Genomic DNA, 17,439 nt, shown 5'->3' on the forward strand with positions numbered 1-17,439 from the left:
CGTTTCAGCATTCAGTCTTTCATGGCGTTATAAGCGCTGGCCTGTTCCAGCAGCCACTCCCTGAAGCATTCCAGCGGCTTGCCGTGGCTCAGTTCCGTCGGGTAGACGAGGTAATAGGCGGAGTCCGCCTCCGTGGCGGCAGTGGCGGCGTCGAACGGGATGACGATGCCGAGCTGCTTCAACTGCCCCTCGACGAAGAACTTCGGCACCAGCGCAATGCCGAGTCCTGCAGCGGCAGCAGCAATGAGCATCGTATGCAACTCGTAGCGCACGCCTTGCATCGTCGCGTGATCTTCGACGCCAAGGTTGGCGAACCATTGGGGCCAGCCGTCGGGCCGCGTGGTGGAGTGCAGGAGCGGGTAGCTCAGCAAGTCGTGCGCCTTCTTGACGGGCTTGCTCAAGAGCGAGGGCGAGCAAATCGGCACCACCTCTTCGCCGAATAGATAGTCGGACGAGGTGCCGGGCCAGGTCGGCTTGCCGTAATGAATCGCGGCTTCGAAGTGCGATTCCTCGAACGAGAACATATCGGTGCGCACGCCCATGTTCACGCGCACATCGGGGTTGGTGTCGTTGAAATCCTTGAGCCTCGGAATCAGCCACTGCGAGGCAAAAGTCGGCAGCACCGCAAGCTCCAGATAGCCGCCGCCGCTGCCGTGGGCGATGATCGACAGCGTGTCACGATCGAGATTCTCCAAAGCCCGGCGCACTTGCGTCCCATACAGCCGGCCGGCTCGCGTGAGCACGACGCGCTGCTTGACGCGCACGAACAGCCGCACGCCAAGGTTCGCCTCGAGCGTCGCGATCTGCCGGGAAACGGCGCTCTCCGTGAGAAACAATTCCTTGGCGGCATGCGTGAAGCTCTCGTGCCGGGCCGCCGCCTCGAACGCCATCAGCGCGCCCATGTTCGGAATCTTGAACTTGCGCATGTCTGTTCCAAAAAGTCATCAAGTAACAATTTTATCTCGCTTTACACGGCCTGGAGCCGTTTGAATAATGCGTCTCACGAAAGGCTGACGGCTCTCCCGGGCGTCGGCCAATGACCGATTGACCGCCTTCGAGACGCCTTCGAAGCGATCAAGCCATGTGAGAAAAACGATGCGCAATTCGAACGTTGAACGCCTGTTGCAGAAACAGCTTGGCCCCGAAAAAACCGACTTTTTGTTTTCGACACTGAATTTCCCGCTCCTGCTGCAAGACTGGGAGGACGGCATCGTCACGCGCGCCGAACTCGCCCAAGCCATGAACATGGCGTTGTTCGAGGGGCTGCTCGAGCGCTCGCCGAACGGACGCACTTACACGAACGATGCGATCGCCAAGGGCGATTCGGTGTATTTCGACCACGGCGCGTTGCGCACCGTCCGGTGGGCCAGCAATGGCGCCTTGCCGCCCGGCGAAGCGGCGTTCACGCGCATCCTGCGCCCGCTCGGGTTCCGGCTGAACGGCCGCTATCCGCTGGACAAGTTGGGCATGACGGGCCGTGCCTACGCGCATGAAGACGCGCCTGACGAAATCGCACAGTTCTTCGTCAGCGAACTTCACCCCGAGCGATTCTCGAAAGAATTCCAGCAGGCCGTGACGAACGTGGTCAGCTCGTCGAAGGACCCGCTGACGCCCGCGGCCGTGTCTCACCTGTGGGAACTGGAGCGCGAAGGATCGCTGCCGATCGAGGCGGCCTACGAGTTGCTGCCGGTCATCGTGGGTGCGTTTGCGCGCCAGCACGACGTGCCGAGCGAAGCGGATTACGAAGCGCTGCTCGCAGAGTCCGCGGAAATGGCCTGGATTTCGACCGAAGGCAATGCGTTCAATCACGCGACCGATCGTGTCGAAGATGTCTTCAAGCTCTCGGACGAGGAAAAGGCCAAAGGGCGGCCGATGAAGCCCGAAGTCGAACGTTCGCGCTCGGGGCGTGTGTTTCAGACCGCTTACCGTGCCGACTCCGTTGCACGCGACTTCAAGTCTCATGACGGGAAGACCGTAACGCGCCAAGTGCCCGGTTCGTTCTACGAGTTCATTACGCGCAAGCGCACCTTTGACCAGGCCACACGCAGCTGGGTCCTCGATTTGCGCTTCGATGCGGGCAATGCCCAGGGCATCTTCAAGATGACTGCCAACGCAGCCAAGTAACCACAGTGAAAACCGCCGTACCGTTCGAAGCCAGCCAGAGCCTGCTGAGGGACGTCGAAGCCGAACTGCGCGCCGCCGTGCGCGGCGAAGTTCGCTTCGACGCCGGATCGAAAGCGTTGTACGCCTCCGACGCGTCGAACTATCGACAGATTCCGCTGGGCGTGGTCGTTCCCGCCGACGTGGACGACATCGTCGCCGCACTGGACGCCTGCCGGCGCAAGGACGTCCCGTTTCTGACGCGTGGCGGTGGCACCTCGCAAAACGGGCAGTGCGTGAATGTGGCGGTGGTGGCGGACGCAAGCAAGTACGTGAACCGGGTGATTCACGTCGACCCGGAAAACCGGACCGCCATCGTCGAGCCGGGCGTCATTTGCGACACGTTGCGCGACGCGGCGGAAGTCCACGGGCTGACCTTTGCGCCAGACCCGGCGACGCATAGCCGATGCACGCTCGGCGGCATGATCGCCAACAACTCATGCGGCGCGCACTCGGTGATGGCGGGAAAAACGGTCGAGAACGTCGAGGCGCTAGAGATCGCCACGTACGATGGCGCGCGCTTCTGGGTCGGGCCGACTACCGAGCAGGAACTCGAAGCGATCATCGCTGCAGGGGGACGGAAAGGGGAGATTTACGGCAAGCTACGTGACCTGCGCGATCGCTATGCCGAGCACATCCGCCAAGAGTTTCCGCAGATCAAACGACGGGTCTCGGGATTCAACCTGGACCAGCTTCTGCCTGAGAACGGCTTTAACGTAGCCCGCGCGCTCGTTGGCACTGAAGGAACCTGCGCCGTCACGCTGCACGCCAAGGTGCGGCTCGTGCATAGCCCGTCGTGCCGCGTGCTGCTCGTTCTCGGCTTCAAGGATATCTACACGGCCGCCGACGCCGTCCCGCACTTCAACCGCTTTTCGCCGATCGCCATCGAAGGGCTCGACCGCGGCATCATTCGCGGCTTGCAGGCGCGCGGTCTCAAGAGAGACGAGATCGCGTTGTTGCCTGACGGCGACGCATGGGTCGTGCTGGAGTTCGGCGCTGATTCTGTCGCCGAAGCGCTTGCGCAGGCGCATGAGGCTGACGCGCACTTCAAGTCCGGCGCAGGCGGCGCCGACATCGCCGGCTTCGTCGTCGAGGACAAGCTCAAGCAACAGAAGATCTGGTCGATCCGCGAGACGGGGGCCTCCGCCGTCGCGCTTTCCGTCGACCCGTCGAAGCCCGATCCGATCGTCGGATGGGAAGACGCGGCCGTGGACCCGCTGCGGCTCGGCGACTATCTGCGCGAGTTCCAGGCGCTCGTCGACCGCTTCGGCTACGAGACCTGCCTTTACGGCCATTTCGGCGACGGTTGCGTGCACGCGCGCATCACGTTCGACATTCGCACGGCGGAAGGCGTCCTGAAGTGGCGCGGCTTTTTGCGCGAGGCGGCGCAGCTCGTCGTCGATTTCGGCGGCTCGCTATCGGGTGAGCACGGCGACGGTCAGGCGAAAGCCGAATTTCTTCCAATCATGTACAGCGCCGAGATCATGCGCGCGATGGAAGAATTCAAAGCGATCTGGGACCCGGCGAATCGCTTGAATCCCGGCAAGGTCGTCCATGCCTACCGCGCTGACGAAAACTTGCGCATGGGGCCCGCGTACCAACCCGTGAAGCTCACGAGCAAGCTGACGTTTGCGAGCCCGGAAGGCGACGGGCTGCAGCGCGCGGTCGAGCGTTGCATCGGCATGGGCAAGTGCCGCTCGCTCGATGGCGGCACGATGTGTCCGAGCTTTCGGGCGACGCGCGAGGAAACGTTCTCCACGCGCGGCCGCGCGCATCTCTTCTGGGAGATGCTGCAAGGCGAAGTCATTAAGGATGGCTGGAACAGCACCGAGGTGAAGGACGCGCTCGACACGTGCCTGGCTTGCAAAGGCTGCAAGTCGGATTGCCCGACGCACACCGATATGGCGTCGTACAAGGCCGAGTTCCTGTCGCATTACTACGAAAACCATCGCCGGCCGCGGCAGGCGATGTTCATGGGGAGAATCGGGCAATGGGCGCCGATCGCGAGTCGTTTTCCATGGTTGATGAATTTTATGAATTCAGCCCGGCCGTTGGCGCATATCAGCAAGCGGATCGCGGGCGTCGCGCCGCAGCGGCACCTGCCGGTCTTTGCGCCGCGAACGTTCAAAGCCATAGCGAAGCAACGCGCGAGGGCGAAAGCGTTGCCGCTGACGTTGCCGACAAAGAAGCCAACTCGCAAGGTCATCCTTTGGGTTGATACGTTCAACGATCACTTCTCGCCGGAGATCGCGACCGCCGCGCTCGACGTGCTGACGCGGATCGGCTTCGACGTGGTCTTGCCGCGCAAGCGTCTGTGTTGCGGCAGACCGTTGTACGACTACGGCCTGCTCGACGAAGCGCGCGCATTGCTCGAGAGCATCGTGCACGAGCTGTCCGACGACATTCAAGCGGGCGTGCCCGTCGTTGGATTGGAGCCCGGGTGTTTGTCGGTCTTCAAGGATGAATTGCTCAAGCAGTTGCCCGATGACGAGATGGCGCGGAGGCTCTCCGAGCAGACGTTCCTCTTCTCCGATTTCGTCGCGCGTGCGGATTTCGAATGGCCCCAGCTCGATGCCGATGTCGTCGTACACGGGCACTGCCACCAGAAGTCGCTCTTCGGCATGAAAGGGGAGACGGCGCTGCTCGACAAGCTCGGTGTGCGCTGGAAGCTGCTCGATACGGGATGCTGCGGTATGGCCGGCTCGTTCGGATTCAACGCCGACCACTACGCGCTATCGATGAAGATCGCGGAAGACAAGCTGCTGCCGCTCGTGCGTAGCGCTTCGGCCGAAACGATCGTGGTCACCAACGGCTTCAGCTGCCGCGAGCAGATTCAGCAGGGCGCGGGCAGACAGCCGATTCACGTCGCGCAATTGGTGCTGCAGGCGCTTTCGCAGCAGATAGTCAATGAGGGCGATCAACACGCAGCCGCAATCGCCCGTGCCGTCGAGCTTGATGAATAAACCGCATCACCTCGTGCATAGATATCGTTTGATAGACCCAATTTGGCTATCAACAATCGACGCACCTCTCCTTCATCGTTCAAAGGAACTCGTCATGGTCTCGCGTCTTTGCACTTCTCCCCGCGCTGCTGCCGTTGCTGCCACTGTCGCTGCGTCGCTGATGCTGGCCACGGGGGTAGCGGGTGCGCAAGAAATCGTCGTCAAGGTCGGGGTGGCCGCGCCGTTGACCGGCGGCGGCGCCGCCTACGGCAAAGATTTGCAGAACGGCGTGCAGATGGCGGTGGACGAGGCGAACGCAGCGCATCCCACCGTCGGCGGCAAGCCCGTCAAATTCGTGGTGGAAGCGCAGGACGACCAGAGCGATCCGCGCGTCGGCGTTCAGGCCGCACAGCGCCTCGTCGACGACAAAGTCGCATTCGTGATCGGCCATTTCAATTCGGGCACGACGCTGCCCGCGTCGCAGATTTACGCCAAGGCCGGCATTGCGATGATCACGCCGTCGGCGACCAACCCCGCGATTACGCAGGCGGGGCTCAAGACGGTCTATCGCGTCATCGCCACGGATGCGCAGAACGCCGGCAATGCGGGCGCTTACGCGGCGACGGTCACGAAGGCGAAGCGCATCGCCATCATCGACGACCGCACGGCGTTCGGCCAAGGTGAAGCCGACGAATTCGAAAAGGCCGTCAAGGCCAACGGCGGCACGATCGTCGATCGTCAATTCACGAACGACAAGGCCGTGGACTTCAGCTCGCAGCTCACGGCGATCAAGAGCAACAACCCCGATCTGGTGTTCTTCGGCGGCCTTGACGCGCAAGCGGCCATGCTCGTCAAGCGGATGCGCCAACTCGGCATCAAGGCGCAGTTCCTCGCCGGCGGCGGCGTGATGGACGCCAACTTCATCAAGCTCGCGGGCGATGCGGCCAACGGCGCATCGGTGTGGGAATACGGTCAGCCGCTGGCTTCGCTGCCGAAGGGCAACGCGTTCGAAGCCAAGTTCAAGCAGAAGTTCGGCACCGACATTCTCGCGTACGCGCCGTTCGCCTATGACGCGGCGTGGATCGCCATCAAGGCGGTCGAGAGCGCGAACTCCGCGGCGCCGGCCGATATCAACGCCGCGCTCAAGACGACGTCTTATGACGGCATTACCGGCAAGATTGCGTTCACCCAGACGGGGGATCTCAAGAATCCGAGTTCCACCCTGTATCAAGTGAAGAACGACGCATGGGTGGCGGTGACGACGAAGAGCGGCGACTAACACTGCTAACCAACACAGCAAACTAAGCCACACGACTTCGCGACCGCAAGGCCCGCATTTCGAATTGGAAATATCGTAGAGGACTATCCGTGAAAGCATCGAACATACTCTCTGAACTCGGCATTTCTCATCTCGCCGAGACCGGTGACATCGCCGTTCATTCGCCCATCAACGGCGACCTCATCGGCCGCGTGGCGAGCCATTCGATTGCCGATGTCGATGCCGCGCTCGCGAAAGCGCAAGCCGCCTATAAGGCGTGGCGCAACGTGCCGGCGCCGCGCCGGGGAGAGCTGGTGCGCGTGCTGGGCAACAAGCTGCGCGAGAAGAAGCACGCGCTCGGCAGCATCATCACGCTCGAAACCGGCAAGATCCTTCAAGAGGGTCTGGGCGAAGTGCAGGAAATGATCGACATCTGCGACTTCGCGGTGGGCCTGTCTCGTCAGCTGTATGGTCTGACCATTGCATCGGAGCGCCCGGGTCACCGCATGGCGGAATCGTGGCATCCGATGGGTGTCTGCACCGTGATCTCCGCATTCAACTTTCCGGCAGCCGTGTGGTCGTGGAACGCGGCGCTCGCGCTCGTTTGCGGCAACGCGGTCGTGTGGAAGCCCTCGGAGAAGACGCCGCTGACGGCGTTGGCAGTCAACAAGATTCTGCAAGACGCTTTAAAGGAGTTCGGCGACGCGCCCGAAGGGCTCACGGCCCTCATCAACGGCGGACGCGATGTCGGCGCCAAGCTGGTCTCCGATCCGCGTTCGAATATCGTGAGCGCAACCGGCAGCACGGAAATGGGCCGGGCAGTGGGCATCGAAGTCGCGCGCCGCTTCGGCCGCTCGCTTCTCGAACTGGGCGGCAACAACGCAGGCATCGTGTCCAATACGGCGGACATGGAACTGGCGCTGCGCGGCATCCTGTTTTCCGCTGTCGGCACGGCGGGCCAGCGCTGCACGTCGCTGCGCCGCCTGTTCGTCCACGAAAGCGTCTACGATAAGACTGTCGAGCGCCTGAAAACGCTCTATGGCAAAGTCACCATCGGCAACCCGCTGGAACAGGGGACGCTGATGGGTCCGCTGATCGACGAGGCATCGTTTAACCGCATGCAGGCGGCGCTCGCGCAAGCCAAGAGCGAAGGCGGTACGGTGTTCGGCGGCGAGCGTCACACGGTGGCCGGCAACGAGAAGGGCTTCTACGTCCGTCCCGCGATCGTCGAAATGCCGTCGCAAACGGCGGTGGTGCTCAAGGAGACGTTTGCGCCGATTCTTTACGTCTTGAAGTACCAGGAACTCGGCGACGCCATCGACGCCAACAACGCCGCCGCGCATGGGCTCTCGTCGTGCATCTTCACGACCGACATGCGTGAGAGCGAGCGATTCCAGTCGGCGTCGGGCAGCGATTGCGGCATTGCCAACGTCAATATCGGCCCGAGCGGCGCCGAAATCGGCGGGGCATTCGGCGGCGAGAAGGAAACCGGCGGCGGCCGCGAGTCGGGTTCGGATGCGTGGAAAGTCTACATGCGCCGCGCGACGAACACGGTCAACTACTCGTCGGCATTGCCGCTCGCGCAAGGTATCGACTTCAACGTCGAGTAATCAACGTATCCAACGTATCTGGAGCCAGTCGTGAGTTCTCAAGTCGTTATCGTTGGCGGCGGGGTCATCGGCAGTTCGATCGCTTACTTTCTGCGCGCGTCGGACCCGACCGTGTCGGTGACGGTCATCGAGCGTGACCCGAGCTATGCGAAGTCGTCGTCGGCGCTATCGGCCGCTTCGATCCGGCAGCAGTTTTCCACGCCGCTGTCGATCCAGATGTCGCTTTACGGCATCGAATTTCTCCGCAATATCGGCGCGCTTCTCGAAGTCGACGGCAATCGGCCGTCGATCGAATTGCACGAGGGCGGCTATCTGTTTCTCGCGACGCCGGCAGGGGAGGCCACGCTGCGCGAGAACCACGCATTGCAGAGGAGCCTCGGCGCCGATATCGACCTGATGCCGCAGGACGCGTTGAAGCACAAGTTTCCGTGGCTGAACGTCGACGATCTCGTCTCCGGTGCGTACGGCGTGAGCGGCGAGGGCTGGTTCGACGGCTATGGTCTCGTGCAAGCGCTGCGCAAGAAGGCTCAGTCGCTCGGCGCGCGCTATGTGCCCGCGGAGGTGACGGGGCTCGCGCGTGATGGCCGCAAAGTCACGCACGTCATGGCGAGCAACGGCGAGCGGTATGCCTGCGATACGCTCGTAAATGCGGCCGGGGCTTGGGCGCGCAAGATTTCGGAGATGATGGGCATCGACATCCCTGTCTTTGCGCGACGCCGCAGCATCTTCAACGTGTCGTCGCCGGCGCGCCTGGCGGATTGCCCGCTGCTGATCGACCCCACGGGCGTCTATTTCCGCCCGGAGGGCAAGACCTACATCACGGGCACGTCGCCGAGCCCGGACAACGACCCGGACGACCTGCCGCTCGACGAAGTCGATCACGATCTCTTCGACGAGGTCATCTGGCCGACGCTCGCGCATCGCGTGCCCGAATTCGAAGCGCTGCGTGTCGAGAACTGCTGGTCCGGCTACTACGAGTACAACGTGTTCGACCAAAACGCGATCATCGGCTATCACCCGGACATCGAGAACTGCGTGTTTGCGAACGGCTATAGCGGCCACGGGCTCCAGCAGGGGCCGGCAACGGGGCGCGGCGTGAGCGAGTTGATTTTGCGTGGACGCTATACGTCGCTGGACCTCTCCGCATTGAACTGGGAACGGGTTCTCGAGAACCGGCCCATTGTCGAAAAGAACGTCGTGTAAATTCCCGTCGACGAAACTATGTACGCATTCACCGCCCCTTTTCAAAACCCTGCCGGTTCGCCGATTCGAGAGCTGTTCAAGTATCTGAGCGAACCGGGAATGATTTCCTTCGCGGGCGGCTATCCGGCCAGCGACCTGTTCGACGTCGAAGGCTTGCGGGCCGCCGAGGCGCGCGCGTATCAGGCGCCGAGCCGCTGCCTGCAATATGGACCGACCGACGGACTTGCCGAACTGAAGAACGAGCTCGTGAAGCTGATGGCGAGCCGCGGCGTGACGTGCGGCTTGAATGAGCTGCTGGCGACGACGGGCTCACAGCAAGGGCTGGATTTGCTGCTGCGCGTCCTGATCAATCCGGGCGACGTGGTGCTCACCGAGCAACCCGCGTATCCGGCAACGTTGCAGGCGCTGAGGCTGCAGCAGGCTGAAATCGTCACGGTGCCGGTGGACGGGGAAGGACTCGACGTCGATACCTTGGCTACGCTTCTGGCGTCGGGTGCGGTGGCTCGGCCGAAGTTGCTCTACACCGTGCCGACGTTCGCCAATCCGACCGGCGCAACGCTCACGCGTGAACGCCGCATTGCACTCCTCAAGCTGGCCACGAAGTACCAGTTCCTCATCGTCGAGGACGACCCCTATGGCGATCTTCGCTTTTCGGGCGAACCTGTCCCATCGATTCTTGCATTGACCGCCGAGGTCGAAGGTTCGCGCGACTGGGTCGTGCATTTTGCGAGCCTGTCGAAGATCGTTGCCCCTGGATTGCGAGTGGGCTGGACGATCGCGCCCGCTGAAATCGTGCGCCGTTGCGTGATTGCCAAGCAGACCGTCGACCTCTGCAGCGCGCCGTGGACGCAAGCGACCGCCGCGGAATATCTTGCCGACGGCGCACTTGAACGGCATTTGCCCACCATTACGGCGCGGTACCGGCTCAAGTGCGAGACGTTGTGCAGCGAACTTCGCTCGCAACTTGGCAACGCCATCGAGTTCCATCAGCCTGAGGGCGGCATGTTCGTGTGGGCGAGAATCGACGGCATCGACGCATCGGAGCTGCTCAAGCACGCAGTGGAAAGCAAGGTGGTGTTCGTTCCCGGGAAGGCGTTTTTTGCGGACAAGGTCGATGCGGCATCGCTGCGTCTTTCGTTTGCAGCGCCGGGTGTGGAGGAGATACGCGAAGGGGTGAAGCGGTTAAAGCGAGCGTATGACGCAGCGTTCGGCAGGCCTCTCATACAGCAGAAAATCTAAAATCAATTTGAGTTTCTGGCCGTTCTGCCGTTAATAATATTGGTTGACGGCGACTCCATGCGAGTCGCGTCTGTCTCATCGTTACGAAGACACCAATAGAGATAACGACAATGAGCGTCCAAGTGAACGTGTCCAACAAGCCTCGCGCGATTGGCATCGGCGTAGCCGGCTTTTTCGTTTTCATTCTTATTGCAGGCGGTTTCGTCACCGTCGGACCCGGTCAACGCGGCGTGCTGATGACTTGGGGTGCCGTTCAAGCGGGCGTACTCGACCCTGGCCTGCACCTCAAGATTCCATTTGCACAGTCGGTCGCCAAAATGGACGTTCAGGTACAGAACTCCCAAGCCGCCGAAACTGCCGCGAGCCTCGATCTGCAAGATGTGACGAGCACAGTCGCAACGAACTGGCACATCCTGCCTCCCGATGCGGAGTGGGTTTACCAACACATTGGCAACGAAGCCGCGCTGGTCGACAAGATCATCAAGCCCGCGATCAGTAACTCGGTGAAGGCCGTTACCGCGCGATACAACGCGGAAGATTTGATTACGCACCGCGATCAGGTGCGCGGCGAGATCGAAAAGCAGATCACGGGTGAACTCAAGCCTTACCGCCTCGTGGTCGATTCGGTCAACATCACCGACTTTCACTTCAGCACGCAATACGCGCAAGCCATCGAGCAGAAGCAGGTGGCCCAGCAACGCGCCCAACAGGCACAGTACGAACTTCAGCAGGCAAAGGTGGTGGCCGAGCAGAAGATTGTCGAGGCGCACGCACAAGCGGAATCGCAAAAGCTGCTGCAAGAGACGATTACGCCCGAGATCATTCAGCAGCAGGCTGTCGCCAAGTGGGATGGTCACTTGCCGGAGGTCGTGGGGACGGGGGGAGTCCTCCCGATGATCGGAAATCTTGGGATAGGGAAGGGCAGTCAATAGGACCGGAGAAATGATTGAACACCACCTTGTGACAACCACCTTTGATATCCCCGGCTACCGGATAGAACGCTCGCTCGGGCTCGTGCGAGGAATCATCGTAAGGTCACGATCCGTCGTTGGAGCGATCGGCGCGTCGGTCCAAACGCTGTTTGGCGGCAATATCACGCTGTACACGTCACTGTGCGAACGGGCACGGCAGGACGCCTATGACCTCATGTTGGCTCACGCGGAAGCGATGGGAGCCAACGCGATCATTGGCGCTCGCTACGACGCAACCGAAATCAACCGGGGGATTACCGAGGTCCTCTGTTACGGAACGGCTGTGCGAGTCGTAAAGCTGGCTTAAACATCAGCCTTGCCATAAAGCTCAGCCACGAAATCGATGAACGCCCGCACCTTCGGCGACACGTGGCGTGATTTCGGATAGAGCGCGTAGTACGTGCGTTTCGCCAGCGTGTATCCGGGCAGCACCTGAACGAGACGTCCCCGCTCGATGTCGCCGCGCACGGTAAGACGTGTGAACGCACCGATGCCGATGCCGGCGACTGCCGACGCGTGAATCGCGGTGACCGTGTCGAGCCTGAGGTGGCCGTCCGGCTTGATGGAGACGGCCGCGCCGCGTGACGGCGTGAGCCGCCAGATGCCGCCATCCTCGCGCCCGCTGTAGGGCAGCAGCTCGTGCGCCGCGAGTTGCGCGGGCGTTCTCGGTAGTCCGCGGCGCGCGATGTAGCCGGGAGCGGCGACGAGAATCTCGTCGGAGACGGCAAGCGTTCTCGCCATCAGGTCCGAGTCGGGCAGAGCGCCGCTGATGCGCAAGGCCACGTCGAAGCCTTCGCCGACCAGATTGGAGAAGCGGTCGCTGCACGACACGTTCAGACGAAGGTCGGGAAAGCTGCGGCGGAAGGAGGGCAGCCACTCGGGCATCTCCAGCGTGCCGATCGACAGCGGCACGCTGACGCGCAACGTGCCCGACGGCTTGCGCGGGCTCTCGGCGACGTCCTCCGCCGCCGCTTCGACCCGCTCGAGGATCTCAACGCATGCCGCGTAGTAACGCTCGCCCGCCGCCGTCAACGTGAAGTTCCGCGTGTTGCGATTGACCAATTGCGCGCCGAGCGACGCTTCGAGCAGCTTCAACTGCCGCGACACCGTCGAATGGTTCGTGTCGAGACGTGCGGCCGCGGCGGAAAACCCTTTGGCTTCCACGAGCGACCGGAACATGCGCATTGCGAACAATTGATCCATGGCGAACGCAGCAGAGTGGCCGAACCGGCGAATGATCCGGCTGTGCCTGTGTCCGCGCACGGGCACAGACCCATGCGCTTACTGAAGTTTACTGAGCCGGCAGCGCGACGATTTCCGCGGTGGACTTGACGTCGCCGAAGGTGTCTTCGATTTCCGCGAGCGCTGCGCGCTGCAGCGCGTCCTTGTCGACCGTCTCGCCGTTTGCCCGGACGATGCTCCGGGTGGCTGAGGCGTCGGATGCTACCACGACCTGATAGCCGAGCGGCACCGCGTCCCGCGCGGCTCCCGCGACACAGGCATGCGTCATCAGGCCTGCGATCACGATCGTCTTGACGCCGTCGGCCTTCAGGCGGCGATCGAGGTCCGTGCTGGCGAACACGCTGACCGTCTCCTTTTGCAGCACGGTATCGCGGGCACGCGGCGCCATCCGCGGGATGAACTGGACCGTCTCGCCGTCGAGCGCGAACAGCGGCGATCCGGCAGGCGCGACGTGCTGAACCTGGAACACGCGGATACCGTGCACATCGGCGAATTCGATCAGCCGAAGGGTATTGGCCATCGCCCGCTGAACGTCGGGGATGGGCATCTTGCCGTTCAAATACTCGTTCTGAAAATCGATGACGACGAGCGCCGTCGACTTCGGATCGATGTGATCGATCGGCTGAGCGCCCGCCATCGCGCGGATCGTCGGCGTCGCCGGGAGATTCGACGCGGCTTCGCTCGCCGGCGCAATGGCGGCCGCCGAGGCGAGAACAAAGGTACGCGTAAGGGTGCGAAGGGAAAGGGAAGGCATGGGGGATTTCTCCGGTCGTGAACGATGTGTGCAGCGAATATAGGTTCACTCGCGCCACGCCACGATGGCTTCCGGACCACATCTCCTGTGCACTCGCTGCACAAATGCGCTCGTCGACCGATGGAATCCGCGGTGGACAAGCGCCTGTCACATCGCCTGTGAATGCTTGCCGAAATCACGTGGACGTTCTAAGCCCTTCCGCCAGCCCGACTTCAGAACGTTTCAAGTCGTATTAATGCACGTCTTCGTGAAAGGTGACACGATGCTAGCCGCTGCGTCGTTGACGTGCGGGAACTCATCAAGGAGAAAGTTCATGGCAAGCGAAGCGAAGTGCCCGTTCAACCCTACCGCCGGCGGCGGCACGACGAACCGCGACTGGTGGCCGAATCAGCTGCCGCTGGACCTGCTCAGCCAGCACTCGCGCAAGTCCAATCCGCTGGACTCGGAGTTCAACTACGCCAAGGCGTTCAAGAGCCTCGATCTGGCCGCGGTGAAGCAGGACCTCGCCGCGCTGATGACCGACTCGCAGGACTGGTGGCCCGCGGACTTCGGCCATTACGGGCCGCTCTTTATCCGCATGGCCTGGCACAGCGCCGGCACGTACCGCATCGGTGACGGCCGCGGCGGCGCCGGGCGCGGCCAGCAGCGTTTCGCGCCGCTCAACAGCTGGCCGGACAACGTGAGCCTCGACAAGGCGCGGCGCTTGCTCTGGCCGATCAAGCAGAAGTACGGCCAGAAGATTTCCTGGGCGGATCTGTTGATCCTCACGGGCAACGTCGCGCTCGAGACCATGGGCTTCAAGACCTTCGGCTTCGCCGGCGGTCGCGAGGATACCTGGGAGCCGGACCGCGACGTCTACTGGGGCAACGAGAAGACTTGGCTTGCCGGCGATCTCCGCTATGGCAAGGGCGCCGGCGGCGGCGCGGACGCTGGCCGCAACCTCGAGAATCCGCTCGGCGCCGTGCAAATGGGCCTGATCTACGTGAATCCGGAAGGCCCCGACGGCAATCCAGACGCGCTCGCCGCGGCGCATGACATCCGCGAAACGTTCGGGCGCATGGCGATGAACGACGAGGAGACCGTCGCGCTGATCGCCGGCGGCCACACGTTCGGCAAGACGCACGGCGCCGGCCCGGCGAGCAACGTGGGCGCCGAACCCGAGGCGGCCGAACTCGAAACCCAGGGCCTCGGCTGGAAGAACAGCTTCGGCACGGGCAACGGCGCGGACACGATCACGAGCGGCCTGGAAGTCACCTGGACGACCACGCCAACGAAGTGGGGCATGGGCTTCTTCGAGAACCTGTTCGGCTATGAATGGGAATTGACGAAGAGCCCGGCGGGTGCGCATCAGTGGGTGGCCAAGAACGCCGGCGCGACGATCCCGCACGCTCACGACGCCTCGCAGAAGTTGCTGCCGACGATGCTCACGACCGACCTGTCGCTGCGCTTCGATCCCGTCTACGAGACGATCTCGCGACGCTTCATGGCGGACCCCGTCCAGTTTGCGGACGCCTTCGCGCGGGCCTGGTTCAAGCTGACCCACCGCGATATGGGGCCGCGTGCACGCTACCTCGGCGCGGACGTGCCGGCCGAAGAACTGATCTGGCAGGACCCGATTCCGGCAGTCGATCATCCGCTCATCGATGCGCGCGACGTGGCGGCGCTCAAGGACACGATCCTGGCATCGGGGCTCACCGTTTCGGAACTCGTGTCGACGGCCTGGGCCTCGGCTTCGACTTTCCGCGGCTCCGACAAGCGCGGCGGCGCCAATGGCGCGCGCATTCGCCTCGCGCCGCAAAAGGACTGGGCCGTCAACCAGCCCGAGCAATTGGCGAAGGTGTTGAAGGTTCTTGAAGGCATCCAGAAAGCGTTCAACGGCGCGCAGCCGGGCGGCAAGAAGGTGTCGCTTGCCGACCTGATCGTATTGGCCGGCGGCGCCGGCATCGAACGCGCGGCGAAGCAGGGCGGGCACAAGGTGAGCGTGCCGTTCGCGCCGGGCCGCATGGACGCTTCGCAGGAGCAGACTGACGTGGTGTCCGTCGCCGCGCTCGAACCGCTCGCCGATGGGTTCCGCAACTACGTCTTGGGCCAGCACGGCGTGCCGGCCGAGGCGCTCTTGATCGACAAGACGCAATTGCTGACGCTGACCGCCCCCGAGATGACGGCGCTCGTCGGCGGCTTGCGCGTGCTGAACGTTCATGCTGGCGAGAAAGCGCATGGCGTCTTCACCGACCGGCCCGAAACGCTGACCAACGATTTCTTCCGCAACCTGCTCGACATGGGCACGGAATGGACGCCGGTCGCGGCGGACAGGGAAGTGTTCGAGGGACGCGACCGCAAGACTGGGGCAGTGAAGTGGACCGGCACCCGCGTCGATCTCGTGTTCGGATCGCATTCGCAATTGCGGGCGCTGTCCGAAGTCTACGCAAGCGCCGACGCCCAGGAGAAGTTCCTCCGTGACTTCGTCGCCGCGTGGGTCAAGGTCATGAACCTCGATCGATTCGATCTCGCCTGAGCGGTCTAAGTTGCCGCATGGCCCCGCAAGCGTTGTCGGCTTGACGGGGCCTTGCCTTCTCGCGCGAGCCTCAACCCTGCGTCACGACATGGCGGCATGAAGCTGCTTCATGCCCCTTTCGAGCCAAGCGAGCAGGCTGAACGAGGCGCTTGCGTTCTCATCCGGCGACATCATCAGCTTCTCCTCCACCGCGCGATGTTTCGTGAGCGCCAGGCACATGGATTGCCCAAGCTCCGGCTTGCGGCTGATCAGCGGCGAGAGGTCTTCGCTTTTCAACTGATAGGCCGTGACCGGCGTGAGGGCTCGCACCGTGGCGTGCAGCTTCGCTCCGGCCAGGACCACGGATTGACCGATGGCGTCGCCAGGCGCCATCCGCCGGACCTCCGCGTCGCCTGACGCGCCCGGCACGCTCACCGATGCGACGCCGGACTCCACAATGGTCAACACGCGCAGATCGGAATCGGACGCGTAGATCACTTCGCCCTTGTCGAAATGACGTTGAGTCAACGCCGCTTCGAGCGGCGCGAGGTCCTCGTCGTCGAGGTGGCGGAAAAGTTCGACCGAGCTCAGCAAACGCCGCCGATGCGAGACGTGTGTCTGCGCAACGTGCGGCACGGTGAGCGAGCGCAGCCCGACTTTCGCGGCCGACAGATGCCGATGGACAAACTCGTAGAGCTGATTTCGAACGGCAGTCTTCTTTTGCAGAGAATCGACGTAGCAGACGAGCTCGTACTCGATCGAGTTCGTTTTGAACGTCTTGACGGCGACGATCGGCGCGGGACTGGCGAGCACCTCACCCGAACTTGCGGCGGCTCGCTCCAGCGCCTCCAGCACGATGGCCGGCCGCACTTCGGGGTCGATGTTCAGGACGAGGGTAATGCCGTGCGTGTTGGGCGGCTCGCTGAGATTGACGATGTTGGCCTTGGCGGCCGCGCTGTTCGGCACCACGACGAGATTGCCGAGACTGTTGATCAGCTTCGTTGCGCGCCAGTTGCTCTCGACGACGCGTCCCTCCAGATCGCCGATGCTGACCCAATCGTTCAACTGGAACGGCTGCGTGGTATTCAGAACGAGGCCCGAAAACATGTCGTTGAGCGTGTTCTGGATGGCCAGGCCGAAAACCACGGCCATGGCGCCGGACGTTGCCACGAGGCCGCTGACGGGAAGACCGAGGACGTAGCCTGCGGCGGCCACCGTGGCCGCGCCGAAAATCGCGCCCGCCGCGACGTCGTGAAAGAGTCGCTGCGTGTGCCACGATTTCGGCAGCAACACACGGTCGAGGAGCAGGGTGACGAAGCCCGCGCACTGGAACCACCACGCCACGCCGACCGCCTGAGTGGCGAAGCGTTCGAGCCGGCCGGACACCGCCGGAACGCTCAGCGGGCTGACGTCGTTGGCGAACAGCAGCCACGTCAGGGCTGCAAATGCCGCGCATCGCCAGGCCGCTCGAAAAGCACAATCGCGGCGGCCGGACAGACGCCATACCGCGAAGTCGGCGAGCAGGATCGGCACGCCCCATATCACTGCGTTGGAGAAGTTCGGCAT

At 62.9% G+C, this 17,439-nt stretch carries 13 protein-coding genes; 9 read left to right on the forward strand and 4 right to left on the reverse strand.

Annotated features, from left to right (window positions below; genetic code table 11):
• Positions 1 to 11: 11 nt before the first annotated feature.
• Positions 12 to 926, reverse strand: a complete 915-nt coding sequence (locus AAHK20_RS15725; protein ID WP_449182396.1) for a LysR substrate-binding domain-containing protein — start codon at positions 924 to 926, stop codon at positions 12 to 14.
• 169 nt (positions 927 to 1,095) lie between these two features.
• On the opposite strand from AAHK20_RS15725, the gene AAHK20_RS15730 reads away from it, so the two are divergent.
• The 8 genes from AAHK20_RS15730 to AAHK20_RS15765 all read left to right on the forward strand — a co-directional run bounded on the left by AAHK20_RS15730 (position 1,096) and on the right by AAHK20_RS15765 (position 11,690).
• On the forward strand, positions 1,096 to 2,124 hold the full coding sequence (locus tag AAHK20_RS15730) for a DUF1338 domain-containing protein (protein ID WP_449182397.1): 1,029 nt from the start codon (positions 1,096 to 1,098) through the stop codon (positions 2,122 to 2,124).
• Between the two features lie 5 nt (positions 2,125 to 2,129).
• The gene (locus tag AAHK20_RS15735; RefSeq protein WP_449182398.1) at positions 2,130 to 5,123 is read left to right on the forward strand and encodes an FAD-linked oxidase C-terminal domain-containing protein; all 2,994 of its coding nucleotides are present in this window, start codon (positions 2,130 to 2,132) and stop codon (positions 5,121 to 5,123) included.
• A gap of 94 nt (positions 5,124 to 5,217) precedes the next feature.
• Positions 5,218 to 6,381, forward strand: coding sequence for a branched-chain amino acid ABC transporter substrate-binding protein (locus AAHK20_RS15740; protein ID WP_449182491.1), 1,164 nt, complete (start codon positions 5,218 to 5,220; stop codon positions 6,379 to 6,381).
• Between the two features lie 89 nt (positions 6,382 to 6,470).
• The gene (gene amaB, locus AAHK20_RS15745; RefSeq protein WP_449182399.1) at positions 6,471 to 7,970 is read left to right on the forward strand and encodes an L-piperidine-6-carboxylate dehydrogenase; all 1,500 of its coding nucleotides are present in this window, start codon (positions 6,471 to 6,473) and stop codon (positions 7,968 to 7,970) included.
• A gap of 30 nt (positions 7,971 to 8,000) precedes the next feature.
• Positions 8,001 to 9,173: an NAD(P)/FAD-dependent oxidoreductase gene (locus AAHK20_RS15750; RefSeq protein ID WP_449182400.1), complete on the forward strand. Its 1,173-nt coding sequence runs from the start codon at positions 8,001 to 8,003 to the stop codon at positions 9,171 to 9,173.
• A gap of 18 nt (positions 9,174 to 9,191) precedes the next feature.
• Positions 9,192 to 10,412: an aminotransferase-like domain-containing protein gene (locus AAHK20_RS15755; RefSeq protein ID WP_449182401.1), complete on the forward strand. Its 1,221-nt coding sequence runs from the start codon at positions 9,192 to 9,194 to the stop codon at positions 10,410 to 10,412.
• A 110-nt stretch (positions 10,413 to 10,522) separates the two neighbouring features.
• The gene (locus AAHK20_RS15760) at positions 10,523 to 11,344 is read left to right on the forward strand and encodes a prohibitin family protein (RefSeq protein WP_449182402.1); all 822 of its coding nucleotides are present in this window, start codon (positions 10,523 to 10,525) and stop codon (positions 11,342 to 11,344) included.
• Positions 11,345 to 11,354: 10 nt separating this feature from the next.
• Positions 11,355 to 11,690 (forward strand): YbjQ family protein, encoded by a 336-nt coding sequence (locus AAHK20_RS15765; protein ID WP_449182403.1) that lies wholly within the window; start codon positions 11,355 to 11,357, stop codon positions 11,688 to 11,690.
• On the opposite strand, the gene AAHK20_RS15770 is transcribed toward AAHK20_RS15765, so the two are convergent.
• Both AAHK20_RS15770 and AAHK20_RS15775 read right to left on the reverse strand, forming a co-directional pair.
• On the reverse strand, positions 11,687 to 12,586 hold the full coding sequence (locus AAHK20_RS15770; protein WP_449182404.1) for a LysR family transcriptional regulator: 900 nt from the start codon (positions 12,584 to 12,586) through the stop codon (positions 11,687 to 11,689). The genes AAHK20_RS15765 and AAHK20_RS15770 overlap by 4 nt on opposite strands.
• A gap of 88 nt (positions 12,587 to 12,674) precedes the next feature.
• Positions 12,675 to 13,379 carry a cysteine hydrolase family protein gene (locus AAHK20_RS15775; protein ID WP_449182405.1) on the reverse strand — a complete coding sequence of 235 codons (705 nt, stop codon included), beginning with the start codon at positions 13,377 to 13,379 and terminating at the stop codon, positions 12,675 to 12,677.
• A gap of 313 nt (positions 13,380 to 13,692) precedes the next feature.
• Between AAHK20_RS15775 and katG the strand changes: the two genes are divergently transcribed.
• Complete coding sequence (gene katG / locus AAHK20_RS15780) at positions 13,693 to 15,894, forward strand: catalase/peroxidase HPI (protein WP_449182406.1); 2,202 nt, start codon at positions 13,693 to 13,695, stop codon at positions 15,892 to 15,894.
• Positions 15,895 to 15,975: 81 nt separating this feature from the next.
• Here the strand turns inward: katG and AAHK20_RS15785 are convergent, their stop codons facing one another.
• Complete coding sequence (locus AAHK20_RS15785) at positions 15,976 to 17,439, reverse strand: mechanosensitive ion channel domain-containing protein (RefSeq protein WP_449182407.1); 1,464 nt, start codon at positions 17,437 to 17,439, stop codon at positions 15,976 to 15,978.

The organism is Trinickia camelliae, assembly GCF_053525655.1.

Coding starts and splice junctions, on each gene's coding strand:
- AAHK20_RS15725 (WP_449182396.1), bottom strand. CDS start 926: ATGCGCAAGTTCAAGATTCCGAACATGGGCGCGCTGATGGCGTTCGAG.
- AAHK20_RS15730 (WP_449182397.1), top strand. CDS start 1,096: ATGCGCAATTCGAACGTTGAACGCCTGTTGCAGAAACAGCTTGGCCCC.
- AAHK20_RS15740 (WP_449182491.1), top strand. CDS start 5,218: ATGGTCTCGCGTCTTTGCACTTCTCCCCGCGCTGCTGCCGTTGCTGCC.
- AAHK20_RS15755 (WP_449182401.1), top strand. CDS start 9,192: ATGTACGCATTCACCGCCCCTTTTCAAAACCCTGCCGGTTCGCCGATT.
- AAHK20_RS15760 (WP_449182402.1), top strand. CDS start 10,523: ATGAGCGTCCAAGTGAACGTGTCCAACAAGCCTCGCGCGATTGGCATC.
- AAHK20_RS15765 (WP_449182403.1), top strand. CDS start 11,355: ATGATTGAACACCACCTTGTGACAACCACCTTTGATATCCCCGGCTAC.
- AAHK20_RS15770 (WP_449182404.1), bottom strand. CDS start 12,586: ATGGATCAATTGTTCGCAATGCGCATGTTCCGGTCGCTCGTGGAAGCC.
- AAHK20_RS15775 (WP_449182405.1), bottom strand. CDS start 13,379: ATGCCTTCCCTTTCCCTTCGCACCCTTACGCGTACCTTTGTTCTCGCC.
- katG (WP_449182406.1), top strand. CDS start 13,693: ATGGCAAGCGAAGCGAAGTGCCCGTTCAACCCTACCGCCGGCGGCGGC.
- AAHK20_RS15785 (WP_449182407.1), bottom strand. CDS start 17,439: ATGCCGAACTTCTCCAACGCAGTGATATGGGGCGTGCCGATCCTGCTC.